Origin of the sequence: Flavobacterium fluviatile, from assembly GCF_010645065.1 — a bacterium.
Lineage (GTDB): Bacteria > Bacteroidota > Bacteroidia > Flavobacteriales > Flavobacteriaceae > Flavobacterium > Flavobacterium fluviatile.
The window spans coordinates 535467-556848 of the sequence record NZ_JAADZW010000001.1 but is presented as its reverse complement, the minus strand read 5'-3'; the positions used below and the strand labels follow the sequence as shown (position 1 = coordinate 556848).

Below are 21382 nucleotides of genomic sequence, written 5' to 3'. Positions count from 1 at the left end.
TTTTATTTTTTTAATATTAGTTTTTATCAACAAGCTGTCAGTCGCCAAAAGATAAAGCAAGAGACCAAGATAAGTTTAATTGGGATGCTGGAATTTCTGCACCAAAGAATTATACTTATGGAGCTCCATTTGTAGAATATTTATATCAAGGGAAAGGGATTGGTGGTGCTTCTGCAAACATAGCGTCAGCTCAAGGTTGGGGAATAACAAGTGGAGGCTATACAGGAGGAGCTAAATTTAAACCAGTTCCCGATAGTGTTTTTGTAAAATGGCGTTGTGGTTTTGATTTAATAAATTACGAAGGAGGTTTTAAATTGCCTAGAAAGAAGATGCTTCAATTATTCAGCAAAGGGATTATAGATCCATTTAGTGGAAGAAAGGAAGATTATGCAGTTTTGGTAGCAGGGATGGCACCTGGTGGAAATGTGACAATTTGGATGCAGGCAAGTGGGATAAATACAGAAATTGTAAAATTCAAAGCTAAAAAAATAAGTCAAGATGGACGATATGATCCTCATACTGTAACATTATGGTCATCTATAGGTCAGGAAGCCAAAGATATTTTAAAGTACATTAATTTTCATGGAGTTCCCTATAAAGTTTGGGAAACAGGTGAAAAAGAGTATAACTATGATATTGGGTTTAGCAGTAGAGAAGAATCTTATGGTTATCATTTGACATTTAATGCAAAAGATGGCTCTTGGTTTTCATTAGAGAATCTGATTCATTTGTTCCTTGGGGTGAAAAAGAAATAAGAACAAAAAATATTGTAGAAAAAAAGCAGAAATCTCCTGTTCAATTAGATATTAGCTGGTATACTTATGAAAAAAACTATAAAAACAGACAATGGTATAGTGGTAAAATAATTTTGCCCCAAAATTTAGAAAATCTTTTAAAATCAGGAATTTTTAAAAGATTACTTATACGTATTGAAAAAGATGAACATAAAGATGCTGTATTTGGTACATTATCATTAAATGGTAAAAATGTAGAAAAAAAAATTATGGTCTTTAAACTTGGAAGGTATGATTACAAAATAGAAAAGCAACTATCCCCGGAATATATATTACCAAAAGATTTTATATTTCCTAAATGGGAAAAAGGCAAAGAGCCATTAAGTAAGCCAGATGTTGATTTTTGGCAGGAGCAATAAATTAAACACTATGAAAATCTGTATTTTACTATTAGGTTTGCCAGTTTGGTGAAAACAAAGCAAAAGAAAAAGAAAAAATTATATGGAAGCGGATTTTCGTAACAAAGCAATATCCTTCAGCTCCTTTTGTAAAGTTTTTAATCAAGATAAGAGCGCTATATTGCAGACCGAAGGCGAAATTGAATACATCCGTATTGTACACGATACAGGACAGGAATATTTTAAGTTTTGATTTTTTAGACAGGATAGTTTAATAACATGTTTTAATTACATTTAAACAATTTTAAATCTATTGTTCAAAATGTAATTATTTGACTTATTCATAAATAAGGCATTTAATCTAAAAAATAAAACATGATAATTAAAAAAACACCCTTTGTTTTAATGATGACTATTTTGGCTTTAAGCATAATTATAAATGTGAATGCACAAAAAAGCAATATTAAAAATGATGTTTTCTGGAATACCAAAGAGGGACAGCCACTAAACAGTCAGGGTGGAGGTGTTTTTAAATTTTCTAAACCCGTTGCAGGAGTACAAAAATATTACTGGTACGGTGTCCAGTATGAAGAAGCGGACATTTACAGGAATGCTCCCTATATTACGCTTCCGAATGCCACTTTTAAATCGGTTACCTGTTACAGTTCAACTGATTTGGTAAACTGGACGTTTGAAGGGGATGTTGTTACTAAAGATGATGTGAATAAATCCGGCAGGACCTGGGTTGGTCGTTTGGGTGTCGCCTTCATTAAAGAAATGAACAAATATGCTATGTTTGTTCAGCATGAAAATGAAGTGTTGATAATGCTCGCAGATTCCCCAACAGGAAGATTTGTCTGGCATCAGAAAATAAACATGGAAAAAATGATCGGAACCAGCAATACTGGTGATCAGACCGTATTTACTGATGAGGATACCGGTAAGTCATACTTAATTTATTCTTACGGAAAGGGAAGAAACAAAATTTATGTTTCTGAAATTGGTATTAAAGACGGTAAAGTAAATCTTTTAGACTGCACCCAGATTTTTAAAGGAGAAAGCCGTGAAGGAAACTGCATGTTCAAGTACCAAAATAAATATTATATGTATGCGTCTAATATATATGGCTGGGATGCTTCGTTTGCCTATTATTTAGTTGCTGATGATATCAGGGGACCTTATGTGCCTACAAATGAAATGCTGATAACAAACGGTTCGTCAGATGATTTTGCCCATGTTTCTCAAACCGGTTTTTTCTTTTCTGTCAAAGGCTCCAAGCAGGAAACCATTATGTATTGTGGTGACCGTTGGTCAAATTTTGCAGGCAACGGGCTAGGCTATAATCAATGGTGTCCAATGTCTTTTAATGGGAAAGAGCCATATTTTAATTCTCTTAGCTCATGGAATATTAATGCTAAAACAGGCGAATGGGAAGTAGCTAAAGATAATAATTATGTCAAAAACGGCAGTTTTGAAGCGGATCGAAGACACATTCCAAGTCCTGTAAAGCCTGTTCAAACAGAATTGACTGGCTGGACTAATGAGGTTATTGAAGGAAATAAAATTAGTTTAGATACTTTAACTTCTCCGGTAATCAATTATTTTAATACTGAAAATGACAGAAAGATTGTTATAGGCGAAAAAAGTTTAAATATTACCGACAAAATTAATTTTAAACGAAAAACTTTTCAAAACATTACTTCATCACCTTACGTGAAATTAGAAGACGGATTGTACACGCTTACAGCTAAAGTTAAGAATACCAAAGGTTTTAAAAACTTAGAAATGTATGCTTTGAGCAACGGCAAAAAACTTAAATATAATTTTAAAGATGAAAATGCATCCTGGAAAACAATTTTTATAAAAAATATTCCGGTCAGGAATGGCAAAGTTGAAATCGGTTTCCTTTCTGATGGCGCAGCAAATGCCTCTTGTCAGGTTGATGATGTTTCATTGGTTAGAAAATAACTTGACCTTTGGGCGAAATTAAAAATGTGTGTCAGGCTGAGCGGAGTCGAAGCCCTTTCGTATTCAAAAGCCTTCGACTCCGCTCTGGATGACATCAATTCCTTAAGTTATAAATCATGTTTTACTCCCGATTTTATGCTTTTATAATCAAATCATTTTTTTAAATCAATTTAGCTCAAGAGGTTAATGTAATTTTATATAACAGTTTTCGATTATCGAAATTCATTACACTTTGATAAAATACTATTAATTCCGGCGCTTTTAAAAGGGTATATTTATAAACTTTACACGACCATCAAACCAACCGGAATTATTTATGAAATCTATTGCTCTTAACCGATTTTTCTTGTGTTTTATTTTTTTTGTATCTTTTTGTATTTCAGCACAAAAGCAGGCTGAGAGAGATTTGATTTTAATTGATAAAGACTGGCGTTTTTCATTCGGACATTTATATGATACTCAGAAAGATTTCAATCACGCAACAGGTTATTTTTCCTATTTAACTAAAACCGGATTCGGAGACGGACCTGCAGCCCAAAAATTTGATGATCGTGCCTGGCGAAAATTAGATCTTCCGCACGACTGGGCAGTGGAACAGGCATTTAGTGAAAAAGGCAGTTTCAGCCACGGATTTAAAACAGCAGGAAAGGGTTTTCCTGAAAAAAGCATCGGCTGGTACCGAAAAAAAATCACTATTCCGGAAAGTGATAAGGGGAGAATTATCTCTGTAAAATTTGATGGTGTTTTTCGAAATTCTAAAGTGTTTTTTAATGGATATTACCTCGGAACAGAAGAGAGCGGCTATAACGGATTTGAATACGATGTTACCGCTTATGTAAATTATGGGGGAGAAAATACGATTGTAGTGCGTGCAGATGCCTCTATGGAAGAAGGCTGGTTTTATGAAGGAGCCGGAATTTACAGGCATGTGTACCTGAAAAAAACAAACCCAATTCACGTAATTGCAAACGGAACCTATGTAACGTCTGAAATGAAAGAGAATAGTGCTGAAGTTACCGCTGAAGTTTATGTTCAGAATAAAGGGAATTATACAGGTCAAATAGAAGTTGTTCAGCATATTTTGGATGCATCCGGAAAGCAAATTGCATCAGTTTCCCAAAAAGCAGCCGCTCCTGATTTTTATAAAACATCAATTTACAGTTCAAAATTAGCGGTAAGCAACCCGTTATTATGGGATATTGAAAACCCGAATTTATATCGTTTGATTACTGAAATCAAACAGGAAGGAAAGACAATTGACCGTTATGAAACTTCTTTCGGAATCAGAACGATTCGCTTCGATTCAGAGAAAGGTTTTTTCCTTAACGGAAAATCTTTAAAACTCAAAGGAACCAACAATCATCAGGATCATGCCGGAATTGGAACAGCTTTGCCGGATGAACTCCAATATTACCGAATCAAAAAGCTGAAAGAAATGGGTTCGAATGCCTATCGCTGTTCGCATCACCCGCCAACACCCGAATTACTTGATGCCTGCGATAAACTCGGTATGCTGGTTATTGACGAAACCCGCTTAATGGGAATCAATGATTATCATCTGAACGATTTAAAACGAATGATAGAACGCGACCGCAATCATCCGAGTGTCTTTTGCTGGTCGGTTGGAAATGAAGAATGGAATATTGAAGGCGGTATTATTGGTGAGCGTATTACGAATGTCATGCAGGGACTAACAAAAAGTATCGATCCTACAAGACCGGTTACGGTTGGAATAAGCAGTGGTTTTAAAAGCGGAATATCGTCTGTGGTTGAAATTATGGGCTATAACTATCTGGGAAACGGAGATATTGATGCACACCGAAATGAATTTAAACAACAGCCCGGAATGGGAACTGAAGAAGGTTCAACGTTTGCAACCCGCGGTATTTATTTTGATGACGAAGCCAGACATTTTAAAAGCGCTTACGACAAAAAACCGCGACCATCATTTTACAGCATCGAAGAAGGATGGAAGTTTTATGCCGAAAGACCGTATTTAGCCGGAATGTTTATCTGGACAGGTTTTGATTACAGGGGTGAGCCAACGCCTTATGGATGGCCGTCGGTTACCTCTTATTTTGGAATGATGGATGTTTGCGGTTTCCCGAAAGATAATGTGTTTTACCTGAAATCCTGGTGGGGAAAAGAACCGGTTTTTCATATTATGCCACACTGGAACTGGAGTGGAATGGAGGGCAGGGAAATGGATGTTTGGGTACATTCAAATTGTGATGAAGTCGAACTTTTCCTGAATAAAAAGAGTCTTGGTAAAAAGAAAATGCAGCAAAACAGCCATTTAGAATGGAAAGTAAAATATACACCAGGAACACTTGAAGCGATTGGATACAAAAACGGTAAAAGAATACTTTCTGAAATTCAAAAAACGACTGATGTTCCTAAAAATATAAAACTTTCAGCAGATAAAGAAAATCAGCCTGATGCAAATGTTGTGGTGGTAACTGTTGAAACCACGGACAAAAAAGGATTACATGTACCAACTTCCAATGATGAAATTACATTTTCTGTAAAAGGAGGGAAGATTTTGGGTGTCGGAAACGGTAATCCGACTTCTTTAGAAAATGATCAGTTCACAGATCATATAGAGCTTATTTCGATTACAGATTTTGAAGAAAAGAAATTAGCTTCGTCGAATCATTCAAACCAAATCCCTTCGGATGATAACAACTGGAAAGAAGCCTTTAAAGACCGTGATTATAAAAATCAGGCTCCGTCGTATGTGTATCGTGGGAAATTTGAATTAAAGAACAATTTAAGCACAAATACCGTTAATTTCTTTTACAAAAAAATAGGTACTGATGCAGTTGTCTTTGTTAACGGAAATAAAATTACTCAGAGCGCAGAAGACAATCAAAAGTATGTTTTGAATGCTAATGTTTTAAAGCAGGGAACAAACACCATTCAGATCATTGCGCCGCCTTTGCAAAAATTAAAAGACTGGGATGTAATGAACACCGATCCGGGAATTATTCAGATGATTACACCGGCAGAACAATGGAAAAGAAAACTTTTTAACGGATACGCTCAGATTATTATCCAAAAAGATATAAATGCTGCAGAAGTAATTTTATCCGCTAAAGCTAATGGATTAAATGCAGGAACTTTAGTTCTAAAAAAATAGTTTGGTTTTTAAAATCTGTAAGCGTACTTATTGTGGACTTTTAGTTTATTCAATCAGAAAAATGGAGTGTAAATTGATAAAACAAAAGGCCATAACAATACTATCGGGATGTGTTAAATAGTTGTTTTTGATAGTAATGATTCCAGGACTCAGGATATAATATATTGTTCTAATTGGAGTTTCTCCATTAGTAATTAAACTAAGCCTAAATCAAAAAAATAAAAGCCGTATTTCATTATTTTGAAATGCAGCTTTTATTTTTTTAGTGTATTTGAAGAGCTATTATAAAATTGCGTACTATTTCTGTTCGCATTATATGTTACAAATATGCATTTTTCTTGTTTCATATTATAAAATGAAACAAGATGAAACTAAAATAAACACAACTTACCATTTAATATTCTTTAATTTTGTTTAAAAGGATAAGAAATTTCCTGTTGATTTTTGAGTTTATCATCAATTTTTAAATAAATAATTGTTCTCTGATATAGACTTCAAAAGATGACAGAAGTAATCTTGAAATTTATAATAGTCTTTATTTATCAGCAACTAAAGGAAAGTCACTAATAATTTGTTCTTTTTAATAATGCTGGTTCATCATGAAAAAGAAGTAATCGCAGGAGTATTATCACATAAAATGAAGAATTTTAATTAAAGATAACTCGTTGGGTGAAATAGAATAAATAGCTTATTCAAGTATTAAATCTAATTTGATCTGCAAAAATCCTTTAAAATCTGCGTGAAATACTTTTGGATTATTAATTTTTCACGCAGATTTACACAGATTAAAGAAGATTTAGACAGATTTATATCTAAGTTGATGCAATAGAATTAAAAAAAAAATAATTTCACCCAACGGGTTAAAGATAATAATTCAAATAATAATTGACAGAATTTGAATTTACCGTTTGACTGAACTCTGATATCAGTTATAAAACATTTGTAAAGTACTTCGGGAGCTGTTTTTATATGAACAGAATTAGCCGGGAGGTAAATATGATATTGCAGATAAATATTAATTAATCATAAATTTCAAACTATGAAAAGATTATTCGTTTTACCGATGTTTCTTATAGCATTTATAAACACTTTTGCCCAACATGGAGGGCAAGTTTTACAACCCACAAAATCTTCTGAAGTAAAAGCGCCAATACCGGGTGCGCCATTGTCTAAAGAATATGTACAGGCTGTTGGAAAAATGGCCTATATATGGGGATGGCCGTTAGTCAATATGCACAATCGTGAAGCTCAGATTGGGGGTAAGTCTCCTTATCGGGGCTATATGGGAGGAGTTTTACCTGTTGCCCCAAGTAATCAAAATACTATGTTGCACGATTATCTTGCACCAGAACAACGTTTTATTACCAGTCCCAACCAGGATGTGGTGTATGGACTTGGTTTTTTGAACTTTAAAAAAGATCCTGCGGTTATTATTCAAATTCCAGATTTCGGAAACCGTTTTTGGGTATATCAAATTGTAGATCAGCGATCTAATTCTTTTGCAACGGTAGGAAGCATGTACAATACCAAACCCGGTTTTTACATGTTCGTAGGTCCCGATTGGAAAGGGGAAAAACCGGCAGGAGTTGAAGCCGTTTACAAATCGCCAACTAATATTGGGGCTATTTTCCCTCGTGTCTTTATGGACGATACTCCACAAGATAAAAAAGACATTCAGAAGCTAATCAATCAGATTGTACAATATCCTGCTACCGATTTCACGGGTAAAATGCAAACTATAAACTGGACAGAAACCAAAACAATTCCGGATCCAAATGCAGGAAGTAAAGGAGAAACGGCCTGGGTAGTTCCGGAAAAATTCTTCGAACAATTGCCTGTTGTAATGGAAGAAGTTCCTGCTCTTCCGGGTGAAGAAGCAATGTATGCCTGGATCAAACAAGTTTTGGATGCTGCAAAAGACAATCCTGAATTACAAAAAGCTTTAGTAGATGTTGCGGTTGAGACCGAAAAAGAAATTATCAACCCGATGTTCGAATTTAGAAATAATGGTGTTGAGGCTGGTAATGGCTGGCGTACCCAAAAAAATGCTGCCGAGTTCGGTTACGGTTATTTCCAGCGTACCGCAACTGCCAAAGGGAATATGTTCTCTAATATTCCGTTCGAAACCATGTATTTTGGAAACGATTTTGATTCGAGTAAAGGACGACTAACTGGGGGAAAAAGCTATGAAGTAACTTTTAAAAAAGGAGAAACACCACCCGTAAACGGATTCTGGTCTTTAACTCTTTATAACGAACAGCATTTCTTTTATCCCAACGAAATTAATCGTTTTTCATTAGGAACCAAAAATAAAGATTTGGTTTATAATTCCGATGGTAGTTTAACCATTTATGTACAGCCAGATGTTCCAAAAGGAAAATTAAAAAATAACTGGCTGCCTTCTCCAAAAAGTGGTGTATTCTCATTATACATCAGAGCTTATGGCCCTAAAGAAGCCATTTACAAAGGTACCTGGACTCCGCCATTGATTAAAAAAACGAATTAATTTAATAAAGGAAAATTATGAAATTAACAAACAAAACATTTTGTGCAATGAGTTTGGCAGCATTAACTTTTATGAGTTGTGAACAGAAAAAAAAAGATACCGTTGCTACTGAAACTACAAGTGATAAACCAGCAAATGATACTTTACCGCCCTCTCATTTAAAAAATGGTCAGCATACGCCAGCAGATTTTAATACTGCCGAATATGTTTATAAAGTATCTGAAGGGGATTTTAACTTTTTAAGAAGTTTAAAGACAGCACCTGTCAACCAGTGGTCACATAAACCGGATCTCAGTAATGTGAAAACACAACAGGTAATTCGGGAAAATCTTGATGTGGTGTATTCCAGTGCGGTAGTAGATGCCAGTCAAGGAGCTACGATTTCGGTGCCAAAAGGCGATTTTTATCATGTGATTCAAATTTTGGATATGCAAAATTATACAGTCAAAACCTTGTATCCAGGTGAAACATTTACCGTTACACCTGCCCATTTAACCTACGGTACGCATGTGTATCTGAATATGAGGATTCGTAAAAAAACAAATGACGAAGCCGGTTTAAAAGAATTACAGGAAAAACAACGATTGTCAACTATTAATGCAAAATCGAGCAATCCCTATAAAACCCCAGATATTGTTATTCCTCTAAAACAAACAGAAGCAATCCGTTTGGCGCTTTTGGATGATTTATCAAAAAGCCTTTTAAAAAACACTTCAAACATAATGGGAACACCATTTAATACCGATCCGCAGGGTCATTTGTACGCTACAGCTTATGGCTGGGGCGGTTTGCCTCTTGAAGATGCTGGTTACTTGGATTTGGTAAACGATTCGAAGGTAGAAAATGGAAAAGCAATTCCTTCCAGCATAACTTTTATGCCACCAAAAATTGATTTGAAAAGAGGTGGTTTTTGGTCGATTACCACTTATACCGCAGATGGATGGTTAGGCAAAGATGAAGCGGCTATTTCCAATACAACGGCAACACCAAATCCTGACGGAACTTACACCATTTATTTTAATACGCCTGGCAAAAAAAATAATTTAAACACACCGGCTCCATTCACCGCTTTGCTTCGTGCGTACGTTCCCGAAAGTAAAAAATCAATAGATGAATATCTGAAAAAATACAATGGTAGGCTAATTATTGAATAATTGTTTTTAGGCTTTAAAACAACAAAAACAACTAAGTGATAGAGTTGCATTTTTCATGCTTCTACTCTTAGTACTTATCGATTAATAAAAAATAAATGCCCAAATTGGTTTAAATAATACTTAAAAGACTTTCTCTGTTTGTACCAGATTTTATTTTCCTGAAGAATCTGTAATACAATGAACTTATTAATCATCACAACTGAAAAAAGGAAAGTAGAATTGAGCAAAATGAAAATACCTTTAGCAATCTTTTTATTATTAATTTCATTTTTATCTTTTTCACAGGAGGATACAAAAGATTCTTCTGTGGAAGAGATGAATAAAAAAAGACAAAATCCTGTTGAAGGGCTAAGAAGTATTTATGGTCAGGCTGTACTCATTCCTGATACAGGTGATGGCACTTTTCAATCTTACAGTATTCAGCCTGTTTGGCCATTTAGAATATCTGAAGATATCAGATTAATGACTTATACTATTATACCTATTCAGCACATTCCAAAATTATCAGAGAGCACTGGTGAAGCAACGGGTTTGGGTAATATACTGTTCAATGGCTATTTTAGTCCTGTAAAGAAAAGGGGCAATGTAGTTTGGGGAGTAGGACCTGCAATTCAGCTGCCTACAAGAACAGAATCAATCCTGGGTTCGAATAGAGTTAGTATGGGACCATCGGCACTAATTTATCTTACGGGTGAAAAAATTTCTGGCGGAGGTGTTATACAAAATTATTGGTCTCTTGGTGGAAGCGGCGCGAATAAAGTTAACTTATTTAACTTACAGTATTTCGTTTACTACAATTTTAATCAGGGATGGTTCGCATTAAGTAATGCTTCAATAGTTTCCAATTGGTTAGCCGAAAGAAACCAACAATGGCAAGTGCCTCTTGGTGGCGGAGCTGGAAAAACTTTTAAAATGGGAAAAAAATTTTACTGTGGGACCGGTCAAATATTATATAATACAGTGAAACCTGATTATCTGGGTAATTGGGAATTTATACTTCAATTACAAGTAATTTTTGATTAAAAAACTACATCGCTTAGAATTTTTTAGCTTCTCTTTCGTATCAGCATTTTTAAACATTTATATTATTTGTGAACCCATTGGGGAAATTAAAAATAAGTGTCAGGCTGAGTCCATTCGGCTTCGCTCAGGATAAACTTAGTCGAAGCCCTTTCGTGTTCAAAAGCCTTCGACTACGCTCAGGATGACATCAATTCCTTAAGTTATAAATGAAGTTTTACTCCCGATTTTATACTTTTTATAAGCGAATCAATTTTTTAATCAATTTCACCCAATGGGTTATTTGTGAAATTCAAATGTTAAATAACATTGAAAGTTATTTTTATGATACATTAAGTAAGAATTTTAACATTTTTTTATTGCTCTTCAAACAAAAATATTTATCTTTGATAGTAGTGTAAGCTTTTGTTATACAGTATATTGTATAATTTAACAACTGTTTATCTTTATTTTTTGTTCATTCCGGATTTACTACAATTTTAATAATTTCACGTTAAACTAAATTTAATTACTAATTTAAAAAACAACAAAAAATGAATATTAAAAGAAAAAATCTCCGAATAATTCCAATCTTTTTTTTGGGACTGATTTTTAGCTGTTCTCCAACAGTAAAAGTTACAAATGATTATGACCACGCAACTAACTTCGGTGAATTCAGGACTTTTGCCGTATATGATTTAAAAGCACAGCAAGGCCAGGTAAACCAATTAAATGTTGATAGGGTCGCAAAAGCAATACGTGCCGAAATGACTGCTAAAGGCTTTACGGAATCAACTTCTAATCCGGATTTGAAAGTGAATGCTGTTTCTATATTAAAAAACAAAACGCAAGTTACAGCTGATACTAATTTCTACGGCTACGGTGGTATGTACCGTCCATATGGATATTGGGGCGGAGGAGCCATGATGGGTGGCGGTTCTACAACATTTAATTCATACGATTATGTTGATGGCTCTCTAATAATTGACATTGTATCTGCTAAAACAGATAAATTGGTCTGGCAGGGAATTGGAAATGCCGAAATTGATAGTAAACCTGATAATCCTGAAGAATTTATAAGTGGTGCCATCAAAAAAATTCTGGAAGGGTTTCCGCCGGGTACAGAAAAAAAATAGTTTATACAGTTTTGATGAAGGGCTAAATGTACTTATCTGTATTGATAATTATATTATTTGTTTGATTGATAATTGAAGATTGATTCTTTTTTAATCTTAAAAACAAAAAGAAATATTTAAAAATAAATTAGGCGTTATGATTGATATTCTACTTTCACTTTTCTTTTTTTTAGCGATAATAGTTGGTTTTGCAACTTCGTTTATAGTGCTTTTTTCAAAAAAAAATTATTATTCTAAAAGCTTTTTTTTAGGATTATTTTTGTTTAGCCTGGCAGTAACAAGTATATATAATTTTTATTTATCAGCAAATACTTTTAAGCATTTGCCCAGCTTATTTACCATTACCAAATCCTTTATTTTTTTAGTTGCTCCATCTGCTTTTTTGTACATTAGAAATACTTTGTTTACCGATCAGTTATTTAAGAAATACGACTGGCTGCATTTCTTGCCTTTTCTTATCTATTTTGGTTTAACAATTTTTGTATGGATTGGAAATTATTTTGAATTACAGATCATCAATCTTCTATCTGAACAAATTGACAGTCCTTTTTCAATGCTGAGCCTTACGGTTTGGCTGATGTATGCTTTTTGTCAGACTATGATGATTCTAAATTATGATTTAAAGAAATTTGAAAAAAACTACTCTTACAAAACCAAAATAGTAGGATGGATAAGAGTCTATAATTTAGTGCTGTTGTTTTTGTTTTCAACACTTTTTTTACATTATTTTCTAATTAGCCAAATTGACGAAGTAGATTTTTCATGTTATATTTTGATATCATCAGTCCTTATTTTTACTGTGGGCTGGCTCTATTTTAAGCCGCAAGTGTTTTATGATTCTAGTGATGATTCAATTGATAATTCTGATTTTATAAAAGAAGAGTTTCAAACGATAAAAGCAACTAAAAAAAGCAAGAACATTCAACCGGTAATTAAGGAATTAACGCCTGAAAAAAGAGAAGAATATATAGTAAAATTAAATAAAGTTTTTTCTGATAAAAAGCTTTATTTGAAAAAAGACTTTGTAATTCGTGATCTTTCGGATGAAACCGGAATATCTGTACACCATCTTTCTAATTTGATTAATTCAGAATTCAATCTTCATTTTCAGGATTTCGTAAATCTTAAAAGAATTGAATACTTTAATGAAAAAATTAATGACCCTGAGTGGAAAGATTTATCACTTGAAGGGATGGCCTGGGGATCGGGTTTTAAATCAAGAACTACTTGCTTCAGGGCTTTTATAAAACATACAGGAAAATCACCATCAGAATATTTTAAAGTAATCAGGCAAAATCCTGAAACAGCAAATTATTTTATTCAAAGCTGATTTCGTACTATACAGCGTATAGATGTCTTTTATTCATTAGCATACATTAATGGAAGTTTTATCTGATCTGTCCGCTTAAAATAAATTAGTTAAAATAGTTAGATTCACATTCAACTATGAACAACACAAAACTCTTCCGCAAAGTAGCTCTCGCATTTGTTCTTTTTCTTTTATCTCAAAATGAAATGATAGGGCAAAAACAACGGATAAGCTTAAAAGATTCTATAGACGGCGCAATCGATTTGAGTGATTACATTATTTATGCACATGGCTTTATTGTTGTTCCAACCATAATTACCGAACCAGCTTTAGGCGGAATTGGAGGCGCCATTGTACCGGTTTTTCTAAAAAAGCATGCTCCGGTTATTGATGAAAATGGAAAAAAAAGATTTATAAACCCCGATATAACAGGAGGCATCGGAATGTATACCGGAAACAAAAGCTGGATGGCAGGTGCGTTTCGTTCCGGTTCTTTGATAAAACCAAGAATTTTATATCGTGTAATGGCTGGTTATGGAAATATGAACCTGTCTTTTTATGAAAATTTACCTAATGGAAATGACAAGGAATTTAAACTTAATTTTAAATCCACAATTTTTTATACCCAATGGTTAAAACAGTTTAGAAATGCAAAATGGAGTGCCGGTCCGCAATATTTATTTTTAAATTCTGATATAAGGTTGCCGGATTTAAACCTAAATCTTCCACCTTCTTTTGTTAAGCCGGATGATATCAATAGTTTGGTAAGTCAATTAGGAGGGGCTATTCAGTTTGATGGTCGTGATAATATTTTTACGCCTGATAAAGGAATTCGGATACAGTCTGATTTCTTTTGGTCAGATGGTGCAATTGGGAGCGATTATGATGCCTGGCGTGTCAATTTATCTGCTATTGGTTATTATCCCATATCAAAGAAATTAATTGGAGGTTTAAGGCTTGAAGGAGAACAAGCTTTTGGAAGCCCGCCATTCTATCTTTTGCCTGGTATAAATTTAAGAGGAATTCCTGCCGCGAGATATCAGGGAAAAACAAGTATTGTAACTGAAGTCGAATTGAGATGGGATTTGTACAGAAGGTGGAGCCTTATGGGATACGGTGGTTTGGCAAGTGCTTTTAATGATTGGGATGAGGCTTTTGCTAAACCGGCTGTATATAATTATGGGTCAGGTTTTAGATATTTACTGGCTAGGAAATTCAGACTCAGAATGGGAGTAGATGTAGCAAGGGGTCCTGAGGATTGGGCATATTATATTGTTTTTGGAAGTAATTGGTTGCGTTAATTACGTTAATGTTTTACTTTTAAGCTGATTATTGCTCTTCTTCAGGAAGAATAACCCTATTTTCTAATGTTTCTTTTTCAGCTCTTTTTTTAGCAGCTTTTCCTTTTCCTATAGGAATTCCTGCTGTCAGATACAATGATCTGTTATATTGTTTCGAACCTGAATCTCCTTTCATTAAAGGAACTAATCCGTAGTAATATTGTACTGTTACGTTCAGGCCATTTCCAACATTCATATGGTAACCGGTCCCAATAGCTATACCGGCATCTATAACATGTATTTTATCTCTGATGTTATTTTTATAAATGACATCTTCATCATTAACTTCTTTAGTAAATTTATCAAAAGCTTTGGCTAATAATCCTAATTGGGGACCGGCTTTCAGATAAATGTTATTTTTAAACTGATATTTGATCAGAATAGGAACATTAAAATAACGAATTTCCCGGTCAATGCTTCCTCCTGCAAAGGTATTGTCTAAATCTTCATTATTTAAAGAATATAAAGGAATGCCTTTTGCACCCATAGGGGATTTAACAATAACGCCAGTATTGAGCATCCATGCCGGATTTTTTTTTGATTTGAAATCAAAATAAAATCCGAGATTGAATCCAACATTAGTGCCGGAAGTTTCCTGATTGGAAATAGTTGAAAAATTAGCCCCGCCTTCCAGACCAAATTCTAAAAAAGGAGAATTAAGTTTATCTCCAAAAAGCAAGGAAATCAAAACCTGCGATTGTGCCGAAGCAAACCAAAAGCAAGAAACAATTAATAATAGAGTTTTTTTCATATAACTGGATTAAAGTCCAAAACGGTATTGTAAACTTCCTAATACTTGTGTACGGCTTCCTAAAAAACCACATTCGGCACGAAACATTAAGTGTTTATTGTACTGAAATTGCGATCCTACAATGAAATTCCACATATCTTTAGGTCTTTTTTGGAGTGAGTATTGTATTGATGAGGATTCGGCCGTACTTAGTGCCCCATCTAATGAGGCCAAAATATTCCCAGCACTTTCTAAAGCTCTGTTAGCAGTATTATGCTTGGCAACATTTCCGGGTTTTTTTTGTTCGGCTGGCGTTAGACCTTCCCACCAATTATCAACTTTTGTTTGATTTTCGGCTATTTTTTCAAATCCGCTGTCTACTTTTTCCTGAGCGGTACTCAAATCAAAGAGATCTGATAATGGTAGGTTTCCATTAGTATCACCCGATATATGTACTCTAAAACCACCTACCCATCCGGTAATATTTCTTTCCGGATTACGTAATTTAAAAGTTTTACCTAACCTTGGTCCAAAAACGTAAGAGAAAGCAGGTTTGTCCAGAGAACTAATATCCGTCCAAGCCATATTCATATCAAGTGCAAACCAGCCGCCTCCAATACCAATTGTTGGTGTCATACCAAGACCAAAAGTAGTAGCTTCGAAACTAGCCTTGGTGCCAAAACTTACAATTTGTGACCAATTATTATCTGCATCGGGAACATATATTCCGGCATTAATTTTAGTTCCAGTGTTTGCCTTTCCAAAAATTCCATAAATATTCAAAAAAGGGAGCAGCCATATATCTGGTCTGATAGTAAGTGCACCTGCTTCAACGGTAGATTTGTCAAATCGAACAATTTCATCTAAGTTATATTTTGGTCCATTATTAAAACCTACTTCCAAATCATTAATCACAATTTCAGATTCCTGCCAAAAATAGTTTACCGACACTCCGGCAGAATAAGGAAGTTTATAGCCTTTCTGAGCAACTTTTTCTCCCCATATTGGTAATGCATAAGGATATTTTTCAATCTTAAGACTATCTATAATTTCTTCATTTTTTTTTCCGACTATCTTATCGCTGTAAACTTGTGAAAAAGTTTGAAATGTGAAAATGAAAAAAACGAAAAACATCAATTTACTTACTTTCATAATTCTTTTTTTAAAATGAATATTTAAATAAAGGGCTGGTAATCTAAAAAATTTTAATCTTCTTATTTTTAGGACGTTAAAAACAGATTGGTTCCGTATATGCTAAAATTACGTTAAAAAAACTGATTAAAAAAAATGTTTTTTAGATTTCTTTCCTAATTATGATGAAAGCATTAATTTAAAAAAATATAATATATAAACATTTGTATTACAGTTGTTTAAGCTTTAAATTACTGAGATTCGTTGGTGTCTGTCTCAATTTTTTTAATTTCGACTTTTTCTTTTTTGATCGTTTGCCTCAATAATGCAAAAAAACTCATATACACATTAGCTAAAAAGACGAGTGAAAAACCTGCAATTACATACCCTCTCCAGTCTGATAATAAAAGCCTGAAATCGCAAAAGAGTAAAAAAAATAGTGTGATATAGTGGCTAAAGCAATACTCGCAAGTGAAGAGATAGAAAAATTTTCTCTTTAAAAGTTTCTTTCCGTTCTGAGAACGGTAAATACACCATTCCCTCGGCTCCCTAAATACTTCTTCGTGAGTAACTGTCCAACTAATACAGGCAATGGGGATGGCAAGAATAAAAAGCCAGAATATTTGTGTCGTTGTATCCATTCATCCTTTTTTAAGGTTCAGTAATAAATTTAAGAATGAAGTAAAAATTTTGTCTTATATAATTCAATATACAGATTACATAATTTGTGTACTATCTTCTAAGAAATCCCTAAACCAGATTCCGGATTGTTTGATAGTTCTTTTTTGTGTTTTAAAATCAACATGTACTAATCCGAATCTTGCATTGTATCCTTCTGCCCATTCAAAATTATCTGTAAGACTCCAGACAAAATAACCATCTACTTTACAACCTTCCTGTTTTGCTTTAAGTAATTGCTCTAAATGATCTTGTATATAATGAGTTCGTTTGATATCGAATATTTTACCGTTTATAACGGTATCGTGAAATGCAGCTCCGTTTTCGGTAACAATAATTTTTTTTATTCCATCGTATGAATTAAATTTTTGAAGAATGTGGTAAAGCGCCGGAGGGTAAATTTCCCAGCCCATTTCAGTCGATATAACATTTCTTTTTTCGGCACTTACCAGTTCAGCACCGATATAAGGAGTAAGCAAAGACGATTTAACAATCTCTCGTGTATAGCACTGGAGTCCTATAAAATCAAAGTCAAAAGCTAAATTGTTAAGATCATCACCCTGGATGTAATTGTTTAGTTTTTTAAGAACAGGAAGATCTTGCTGTGGATATCCAAGCCCTAAAACTGGTTCTATGAAAGTTCTGTTCAATAAGGTATCAACACGTTTAGCAGCCTGGACATCTGCTGATTTCTCTGTGAATGGTTCGATGTGAGTACACGAAAAGGTAGTACCAATATTGGCATCAGGTATATGTTTTCTTAATTTTTTTGCACCTGCAGCAGTTGCTAATGTAACGTGGTGTATAGCTTTTATATAATTTGTAATGCCTTTTTTTCCAGGGGCATGAATACCAAGAAAATATCCTGCACCGGTAAAAACAGAAGGTTCGTTCATGACCATCCAGTTTTTTACCCGATCACCAAAATGCTGGACACATACTTCTGCATAATCAGAAAACCAGGAAACACACTCTCTGTTTGTCCATCCGCCTTTTACTTCAAGAGCATGCGGTAAGTCCCAGTGGTATAGTGTAACCCAGGGTTCAATATTGCATTCCAGTAAAAAATCGATTATTTTATTATAGTATTCTATTCCGGCCTGATTGACTGGCTGGACACCAGTAGGCATAATGCGGGACCAGCTAATTGAAAATCTGAAATTTGGAATATTTAGCTGTCGGATTAAATGTATGTCATCTTTATAACAATTATAAAAATTACATGCATTTACAGCATGATGGCCATTTTTAATTTTACCCTTTTGAGTAGTAAAAACATCCCATATTGAAGGGCCTTTTCCGTCTGCGTCATGTGCGCCTTCTATTTGAAAGGCGGCAGTCGAAACACCCCAAAGAAAATCCTGACCAAATTGGTCTTTATTTAAAAATGACTTCTCTAATTTATTCATTCAAATGTATTTTCTTTATTTTGAAAATTAATGAATAAAGGATGAGTGCATGGCTCTGAGAAATAACCATTCTTTGATTGAAACCAAAAATTTTAGACTGAAGAATTTCATAACTATTTGTTTTATTCAAATTAAGCAATTAAATATAAAATGGTTGTAACTTAATTGTTATCAAATAGTTAACTGTTTTATTTAATAGGTTGTACTTTGAAAGAATTATCATCCGGAAACAAGAAATTGTTCAAAGGTATATCTCGGTCATAAACATCCGGAAAGAAGTTCAATAAGCAAAAGCGACAGATAAGATTAAGTTTTTCATTTTTCTAAATTTATGAATGACAAAACAGTTAAGAAAGGATTTTGTGAATGTAAATCTCTTTAAGATTTGAATGTTAAATTTAATAAAAATGAGATAAAGTACTTATAATTAAATGATTAAATAACCAAATAATTTGTTTAACATTTGAAGAACTTAGTATTTAACTTTTATTAACAATAGGCAAAGCTTCATTAATTTATATTTGTATGACAAAAAATAAAAGTTAGCAATTCATGAGACCACACTTTTTTACAATATATGTTTTTCTTTTTCTGGCTTTTTCATTTACAGCTTATAGCCAAAATGTAAAACTGATAAATATCGATCAGTTGAATGAAAGAATAAAGTCCGGTAAAGACAGCACTTATGTTGTTAATTTTTGGGCTACCTGGTGTGCGCCATGTATCAAAGAGCTTCCACATTTTGAAGAACTGGGGGCAGAATATAAGTCGGATAAACTGGTTGTATTATTGATAAGTGTCGATTTTAAATCTAAACTAAGCTCAGCTGTTGTGCCTTTTGTAAAAAAGAAAAACCTTAAAAGTGAAGTTTTTTTATTAAACGAAAGCAGCCCTCAGGAATACATAGACCGAATAGATCCTTCATGGTCAGGAAGCATTCCGGCAACAATTTTTATCAGGGGAGATAAACGAAAATTTGTCGAAAGTGAATTTACTTACGAACACTTATTAACTGAATATAAAAAACTGTAAACTATTAAACCATGAAAAAAATAATTCTTTTATTAGTATTGGCATTTTCTGCCTTATTTTCTCAGGCGCAGACAACTACGCTTAAAGCCGGAGATGCAGCACCTGATTTTAAATTAAAAAATGTAGATGGAAAAGACGTTTCTTTTGCAAGTTATCCTAAAGCAAAAGGTTACATCGTTGTTTTTACCTGCAATACGTGTCCGTATGCAGTTGCGTATGAGCAGAGAATTATCGATTTAGATAATAAATTCAGACCACAGGGATATCCTGTAATCGCTATTAACCCAAATGATCCTGAAGCGCAGCCAGACGATACATTTGTTAAAATGCAGGATTTAGCAAAACAAAAAAAATATCCTTTTCCGTATCTGTTTGATGCAGGTCAAAAAGTGACTGATCAGTTTGGTGCAAAGCGTACACCTCACATTTTTATCATTTCTAAAACTTCAAAAGGGAATGTTGTAGAATATGTTGGTGCAATCGATAATGATCCGGAGGGGAATAAAACTGAAAAAGTAAAATATGCCGAAGATGTTATTACTGCCTTAAAAAACAATCAAAAACCGGCTATTACCCAAACAAAAGAAATTGGCTGTACTGTAAAAAGAAAAGCGAAAGCTTAATTTTAAGTTAGCATGTAAAAAACAAAAGCGTCTCATATCGAGGCGCTTTTGTTTTTTACATGCTTTTTAGTTTTTTCATAAAGACCGGAAACACTTCATTCAACTCATCAAACATTGGATTTTTACGGTGTTTAAGTTTTATCTCGCTGAACAATTTTAACCCCAATGCAAACTGAGTTGCTTCAGACGGGTCGTCAAATATGTTTTTGTCTTTTATTTTTTGAATGATTCCAAAAATCTCGTCGTGATTGCTAAACTCTATTCCGAGTTCTTTTGCGGTTGTGTTTCCCCATTTGCATATTCCTTAAGACTTAAAGTGAGGTAATATTTGTTTGTTTTTTTTTCCATAATAATTTATTCTGTTTTTTATTTTAACCATCTGTCAACAATGATTTTAAAGGCTTCTTTGTATTGCTCACCAACTGTTATTTCTGTTTTGCCAATTAAAACAGAATTTTTGGTAATCGCATTTATTTTATCCAGTGAAACAATGAACGACCGGTGAATTCTCATAAATTTTGCTGATGGTAGTTTTTCTTCCAAAGCTTTTAGGGAAATTAGAGAAAGAACAGTTTTTTGAGAGTCAACGAGATGCACTTTTACATAGTCTTTTAAACTTTCGATATACAAAACATCTTTGAAAGAAATTCGTACCCATTGGTATTCAACCTTTAAGAAAAAAAACTCATCATCTGTCGCTATGGATTGGTATTGATTTGAAGCTTCTTCAGCGATTTGGAGCACTTTATTGGCAGCGCGGAGAAATTCTTCATAACTAAAAGGTTTTAAAAGATAATCCACTGCATTTACCTTATAACCTTCAATTGCATAGTGATTATAAGCGGTTGTAAACACAATTTTTGGCGTTGGCCCCTGATGTTCCTGTAAAAGTCTTGCGAGTTCCATCCCGGTAAGATTGGGCATATTGATATCGAGAAAGACAAGATCAGGCTGTTTTTCCCGAATTAAACTCATTGCCTCAACGGCATTATCGCAGCTAGCCGCCAATTCCAGAAAAGGAGTCTGAGCAATAAAAGTTTCTACAAGCTTTAATGCAAGAGGTTCGTCATCGACTGCTATACATTTTAATACCATG

General features: G+C 33.9%; 17 protein-coding genes and 1 pseudogene. 12 read left to right on the top strand and 6 right to left on the bottom strand.

Going from position 1 to position 21382, the window contains the following annotated elements; translation table 11 throughout:
• Positions 1 to 59: 59 nt before the first annotated feature.
• The 10 genes and pseudogenes from GXM17_RS02010 to GXM17_RS01965 form a co-directional block, all read left to right on the top strand.
• Positions 60 to 755 (top strand): annotated as a pseudogene (locus GXM17_RS02010) (DUF2931 family protein); the annotation flags it as partial.
• Positions 701 to 1153 (top strand): hypothetical protein, encoded by a 453-nt coding sequence (locus GXM17_RS02005; protein ID WP_163397609.1) that lies wholly within the window; start codon positions 701 to 703, stop codon positions 1151 to 1153. The pseudogene GXM17_RS02010 and the gene GXM17_RS02005, both read left to right, overlap by 55 nt.
• 354 nt (positions 1154 to 1507) lie before the next feature.
• Positions 1508 to 3100: a family 43 glycosylhydrolase gene (locus GXM17_RS02000; RefSeq protein WP_163397608.1), complete on the top strand. Its 1593-nt coding sequence runs from the start codon at positions 1508 to 1510 to the stop codon at positions 3098 to 3100.
• A gap of 316 nt (positions 3101 to 3416) precedes the next feature.
• A complete protein-coding gene (gene galA / locus GXM17_RS01995; RefSeq protein WP_163397607.1) occupies positions 3417 to 6239 on the top strand; it encodes a beta-galactosidase GalA in 2823 nt (940 codons plus the stop codon).
• A gap of 1039 nt (positions 6240 to 7278) precedes the next feature.
• On the top strand, positions 7279 to 8745 hold the full coding sequence (locus GXM17_RS01990) for a DUF1254 domain-containing protein (protein WP_163397606.1): 1467 nt from the start codon (positions 7279 to 7281) through the stop codon (positions 8743 to 8745).
• A 17-nt stretch (positions 8746 to 8762) separates the two neighbouring features.
• Positions 8763 to 9899 carry a DUF1254 domain-containing protein gene (locus tag GXM17_RS01985; protein WP_163397605.1) on the top strand — a complete coding sequence of 379 codons (1137 nt, stop codon included), beginning with the start codon at positions 8763 to 8765 and terminating at the stop codon, positions 9897 to 9899.
• A gap of 177 nt (positions 9900 to 10076) precedes the next feature.
• Entirely contained in the window at positions 10077 to 10922 is an 846-nt protein-coding gene (locus GXM17_RS01980; RefSeq protein ID WP_163397604.1) for a hypothetical protein, read from the top strand.
• A 530-nt stretch (positions 10923 to 11452) separates the two neighbouring features.
• A complete protein-coding gene (locus GXM17_RS01975) occupies positions 11453 to 12034 on the top strand; it encodes a DUF4136 domain-containing protein (RefSeq protein WP_163397603.1) in 582 nt (193 codons plus the stop codon).
• Between the two features lie 136 nt (positions 12035 to 12170).
• Positions 12171 to 13364: a helix-turn-helix domain-containing protein gene (locus GXM17_RS01970; protein WP_163397602.1), complete on the top strand. Its 1194-nt coding sequence runs from the start codon at positions 12171 to 12173 to the stop codon at positions 13362 to 13364.
• A gap of 116 nt (positions 13365 to 13480) precedes the next feature.
• Positions 13481 to 14644: a BamA/TamA family outer membrane protein gene (locus tag GXM17_RS01965; RefSeq protein WP_163397601.1), complete on the top strand. Its 1164-nt coding sequence runs from the start codon at positions 13481 to 13483 to the stop codon at positions 14642 to 14644.
• 28 nt (positions 14645 to 14672) lie between these two features.
• Here GXM17_RS01965 and GXM17_RS01960 read toward each other — a convergent pair whose 3' ends face one another.
• The 4 genes from GXM17_RS01960 to GXM17_RS01945 all read right to left on the bottom strand — a co-directional run bounded on the left by GXM17_RS01960 (position 14673) and on the right by GXM17_RS01945 (position 18631).
• A complete protein-coding gene (locus GXM17_RS01960; protein WP_163397600.1) occupies positions 14673 to 15434 on the bottom strand; it encodes a porin family protein in 762 nt (253 codons plus the stop codon).
• 9 nt (positions 15435 to 15443) lie between these two features.
• Positions 15444 to 16565, bottom strand: a complete 1122-nt coding sequence (locus GXM17_RS01955) for a hypothetical protein (RefSeq protein WP_163397599.1) — start codon at positions 16563 to 16565, stop codon at positions 15444 to 15446.
• A gap of 230 nt (positions 16566 to 16795) precedes the next feature.
• Entirely contained in the window at positions 16796 to 17185 is a 390-nt protein-coding gene (locus tag GXM17_RS01950; protein WP_163397598.1) for a hypothetical protein, read from the bottom strand.
• A gap of 75 nt (positions 17186 to 17260) precedes the next feature.
• Positions 17261 to 18631 (bottom strand): GH1 family beta-glucosidase, encoded by a 1371-nt coding sequence (locus tag GXM17_RS01945; protein ID WP_163397597.1) that lies wholly within the window; start codon positions 18629 to 18631, stop codon positions 17261 to 17263.
• A gap of 552 nt (positions 18632 to 19183) precedes the next feature.
• Here GXM17_RS01945 and GXM17_RS01940 point away from each other — a divergent pair.
• Positions 19184 to 19663 (top strand): TlpA family protein disulfide reductase, encoded by a 480-nt coding sequence (locus GXM17_RS01940; protein WP_163397596.1) that lies wholly within the window; start codon positions 19184 to 19186, stop codon positions 19661 to 19663.
• Between the two features lie 11 nt (positions 19664 to 19674).
• Positions 19675 to 20286 carry a thioredoxin family protein gene (locus GXM17_RS01935; RefSeq protein WP_163397595.1) on the top strand — a complete coding sequence of 204 codons (612 nt, stop codon included), beginning with the start codon at positions 19675 to 19677 and terminating at the stop codon, positions 20284 to 20286.
• A 55-nt stretch (positions 20287 to 20341) separates the two neighbouring features.
• Here the strand turns inward: GXM17_RS01935 and GXM17_RS21750 are convergent, their stop codons facing one another.
• Together GXM17_RS21750 and GXM17_RS01925 are read right to left on the bottom strand one after the other, a co-directional pair.
• Entirely contained in the window at positions 20342 to 20512 is a 171-nt protein-coding gene (locus tag GXM17_RS21750) for a DUF3861 family protein (protein WP_244307329.1), read from the bottom strand.
• A 140-nt stretch (positions 20513 to 20652) separates the two neighbouring features.
• Positions 20653 to 21381 carry a LytR/AlgR family response regulator transcription factor gene (locus tag GXM17_RS01925; protein ID WP_167522104.1) on the bottom strand — a complete coding sequence of 243 codons (729 nt, stop codon included), beginning with the start codon at positions 21379 to 21381 and terminating at the stop codon, positions 20653 to 20655.
• Position 21382: the final 1 nt, after the last annotated feature.